The sequence below is a fragment of the Sinomonas sp. genome (genome assembly GCF_051955515.1).
GTDB lineage: Bacteria > Actinomycetota > Actinomycetes > Actinomycetales > Micrococcaceae > Sinomonas.
Genome location: NZ_JBQCGQ010000125.1, coordinates 1 through 3041, shown reverse-complemented (window position 1 = coordinate 3041; position 3041 = coordinate 1). Strand labels below are relative to the sequence as shown.

Genomic DNA, 3041 nt, shown 5'->3' with positions numbered 1-3041 from the left:
ATCACGCGTGCGGGGGTCGAGGTGACGAGCTTGAGGGCTTCGCTCATGGTCAACCCGACTTCGGCCATCACATACCGGAAGCCGCTCGTGAGGTCTGCGGCGGCACCGGCGAGGAGCTGGGTTCCCACGTAGGAGAGCCGGTCGTCCGGGGACAGGTCGACCGTCCCGCCCACGGCAGTCTCGTACCGGCCGGGATGGCTTCCGGCAAGGGCAGTGGTGTCCGAGACGAGGTAGGCCCTCTCGGGTCCCTTGGCGCGCAGCATCACCGTCAGCGTCTCCGCCGGCAGGTGGTGCCCGTCCGCGATGAGGCCGGCCGTGAGCCGATCATCCGCGAGCTGGGTCCAGAGGACGTTCGGGTGGCGTGGAATGCTCGTGGAGATGCCGTTGCCCAAGTGCGTTGACAGCGTGGCCCCCGCATCCACCGCTGCCGATACCTGCTCGGGGGTGGCGTGCGTGTGGCCTATCGCCACCGAGACACCGAGGGCGCGGATGCGCGTGACCTGACGGACGGCGTCCGGAGTGTGCGGCGAGACGGTGACGATGCCCACGAGCTGGCTCGCCCGCTGCCAGCGCTCCACCTCTGCGGCATCGAGCGGCCGGATCCAGCGCGCGTCGTGAACGCCCCGCGGCCCATCCTGATCAGAGATGAAAGGCCCCTCGATGTGCACACAGGGAACCGCGGCGCGGGTGATCGCGTCCTTCTCGCGGGCTTCCTGTACGGCCTGCAGCGCGTTGAGGATTGCCTCTTCCGGAGCGGTGACGATGGTCGGAACCCAGCTCGTGACGCCGATTCGCGCGAGCTGCTCGGTCATCTCTATGACCGTCCCGGCGTCGACGTCGGCGGCATTGATGTCCTGACCGCCGTAGCCATTGACCTGCCCGTCGAGGAAGCCGGGGGCGATGACAGGCAGGTCCCGGTCTGCCTGGACTCCGAGATCCGTGATGGACAGGATTCTCTCCCCGTCCCACGCGACTTCCACGGTCGTGCCGCTCAGCGGGTCCCTGCCCCGTGCTGACCGATGTGACATCACAGTTTCCGTACCCGTTCCTTGAAGCGGTCGATGAACTTCTGGTTGGCCTCGTCTCCGCCCGGCGCGTTCCCGGAACGCCAAAGTGGGGGATCAATGCCCATTTCGCTGAGCTTGGCGATCGTCGCCGTCATGAGCCAATTCAGCGTGAAGGCATTCGCGAATGTCGAAACCGCGGCCGTCTTCTCAGAGACTCCGGCGATTTCCATCACGGCGTCCCCGATCGGCACCTTCGTATCGAGGTGATGGTCGACGACGTCATGGAGGTTGAGCTTGCGAGGGTGCCTCGCGGGGTGGTCCGGACTGGTCTGTTCGGCGTGGGCCCGTGAGGAGATGCCGATCGTTGTCACGGACTTCTCCTTCGCCGTGAGAGCGGCGTCGATGAGCGCGCTGTTGATGCCGTAGGCATTGACCAGAATAAGGACGTCTCCGGGACCGAGCCCTGCATCCTCGATCACGATCCGACCGTAGCCCGGAGTCCGCTCGATGGCCATCGAGCGGAGTGCCCCGTTGGAGAGCAGGGTCCCCTCATCGAGGACAGCGGAGACGTGCATGAGGCCGCCAGCGCGGAAGAACACCTCCTGGCTCGCGAGGTTCGAGTGGCCTCCAGGGCCGTAGACGTGGACGAGCCGGTCTTCCGCGATGTGCCCGGCCAGCAGCCCCGCGACGGCATCCACTGCCTGAGACTCTTCCTTCTCGATGCGCTGGAGCAGTTCGGTGATCTTGCCGAAGTACTGCTCAGCCAGAGCTGCCGTGGTCATCGCGGATCGGCCTCCGCGTCGAGGTACAGGGCGACATTCGGGTGGGTCCTGAGCGCCGTCCCGGGGTGCTCGCCGCTCACGGGCTGGTTGAGGGTGTCCGCCACGGCGTTGCGCTTGGCCCTTCCGGCAACCGAACCGACGATCTCGGCGGCGTTGAGCAGTCGGGGGATGGTGACCGTGATCGCCTGCTCGGGGACCTCGTCGAAACTGCCGAAGAGGCCCTCGTCCACCTGCTGCTGGCGGCTTATCCGGTCCAGGGTGATCACCTTCGCGGACTCCGGATCGTCGAGGTTCGCGGGCGGGTCATTGAACGCCAAGTGGCCGTTGACGCCGAGTCCGAGCAGGACGACGTCGAAGGGCTCCTCGCCCATGAGGCCGGCGTAGCGCGTGGCCTCCTCGTCTGCCGCGCGCGTCGTGTCGATCGAGTGGAACGTCGCCTCGGGAACCCGTGAGAAGAAGTTCCGGCGGAGCCAATTGCCGAAACCCTGCGGCGCGTCCTGGGGCAGGCCGATGTAGTCGTCCATGTGAAAGCACGTCACGAGGCTCCAGTCGATTCCTGCTTCGCGGGCGAGCGCCTGCAGCGTTGCCTCCTGGCTCGGGGCTGCGGCGAGCATCATCCGTGCCTCGCCCTTGTCTGCGAGAGCACGGCGAAGGGCGACGGCGGCGCGGCGCCCTGCGTGCTCGCCCATCTCCTCACGCGTGGGGTGCGACGAGATGACGAGAGGGTAGGTCGCGGTCGCGGTCACAGGGGGTTCCTCCGGGAATCGAGTTCGGTCATGAGCAGCAGGGCTCGGGCAATGTGGAAGGGGTCTTTGACGGGCAGGGCGACGACTTCGTCGAGAGGCGCGCCGTGGCGGTCCCGGATTTGGATCCACTCGCCGCCCTGCGGCTGCGGGAACGTGTCCAAGGTGTACGCGCCGAGCCGATCGGCCCACTCGCCCAGATCGGCGCGCCCGAAGCGCTCGGCGAGGAGCCGGGCGGCATACAGGGCCTCGACGTGGACCCACCACAGTTTGGTGTCCCAGGTCTTCTCGACGAGTGCCTCGTAGCGGTCGTCGCCGAAGACTCGGCCGCGCGGCATTCCGCCTTCCGCGTCCACGTAGCGGAACATGCCGCCGAATTCCTCGTCCCAGCCCAGTTCGAGGGCGCGGACCGCGAGATCGGGAAGCCAGGACGGAATTCGCGGCCTGAGGGTCGGCACGGCGTCGGCCGCGTCCAGCACCATCCAGGCCATCTCGAGGAGGTGCCCCGG

At 67.3% G+C, this 3041-nt stretch carries 4 protein-coding genes; all 4 read right to left on the bottom strand.

What is annotated here, in order from left to right; genetic code table 11:
- Window positions 1-1028: N-acetylglucosamine-6-phosphate deacetylase (locus ACTHL9_RS06955; RefSeq protein WP_440518119.1), on the bottom strand; the 1028-nt coding region annotated here is incomplete at its 3' end.
- On the bottom strand, window positions 1028-1789 hold the full coding sequence (locus tag ACTHL9_RS06950; protein ID WP_440518118.1) for a sugar isomerase domain-containing protein: 762 nt from the start codon (window positions 1787-1789) through the stop codon (window positions 1028-1030). The genes ACTHL9_RS06955 and ACTHL9_RS06950, both read right to left, overlap by 1 nt.
- Complete coding sequence (locus tag ACTHL9_RS06945) at window positions 1786-2535, bottom strand: 6-phosphogluconolactonase (RefSeq protein ID WP_440518117.1); 750 nt, start codon at window positions 2533-2535, stop codon at window positions 1786-1788. Before ACTHL9_RS06945 ends, ACTHL9_RS06950 begins: the two co-directional genes overlap by 4 nt.
- A partial coding sequence (locus tag ACTHL9_RS06940) for an AGE family epimerase/isomerase (RefSeq protein ID WP_440518116.1) occupies window positions 2532-3041 on the bottom strand: 510 nt, incomplete at its 5' end. The genes ACTHL9_RS06940 and ACTHL9_RS06945, both read right to left, overlap by 4 nt.

Coding starts and splice junctions, on each gene's coding strand:
- ACTHL9_RS06950 (WP_440518118.1), bottom strand. CDS start 1,789: ATGACCACGGCAGCTCTGGCTGAGCAGTACTTCGGCAAGATCACCGAA.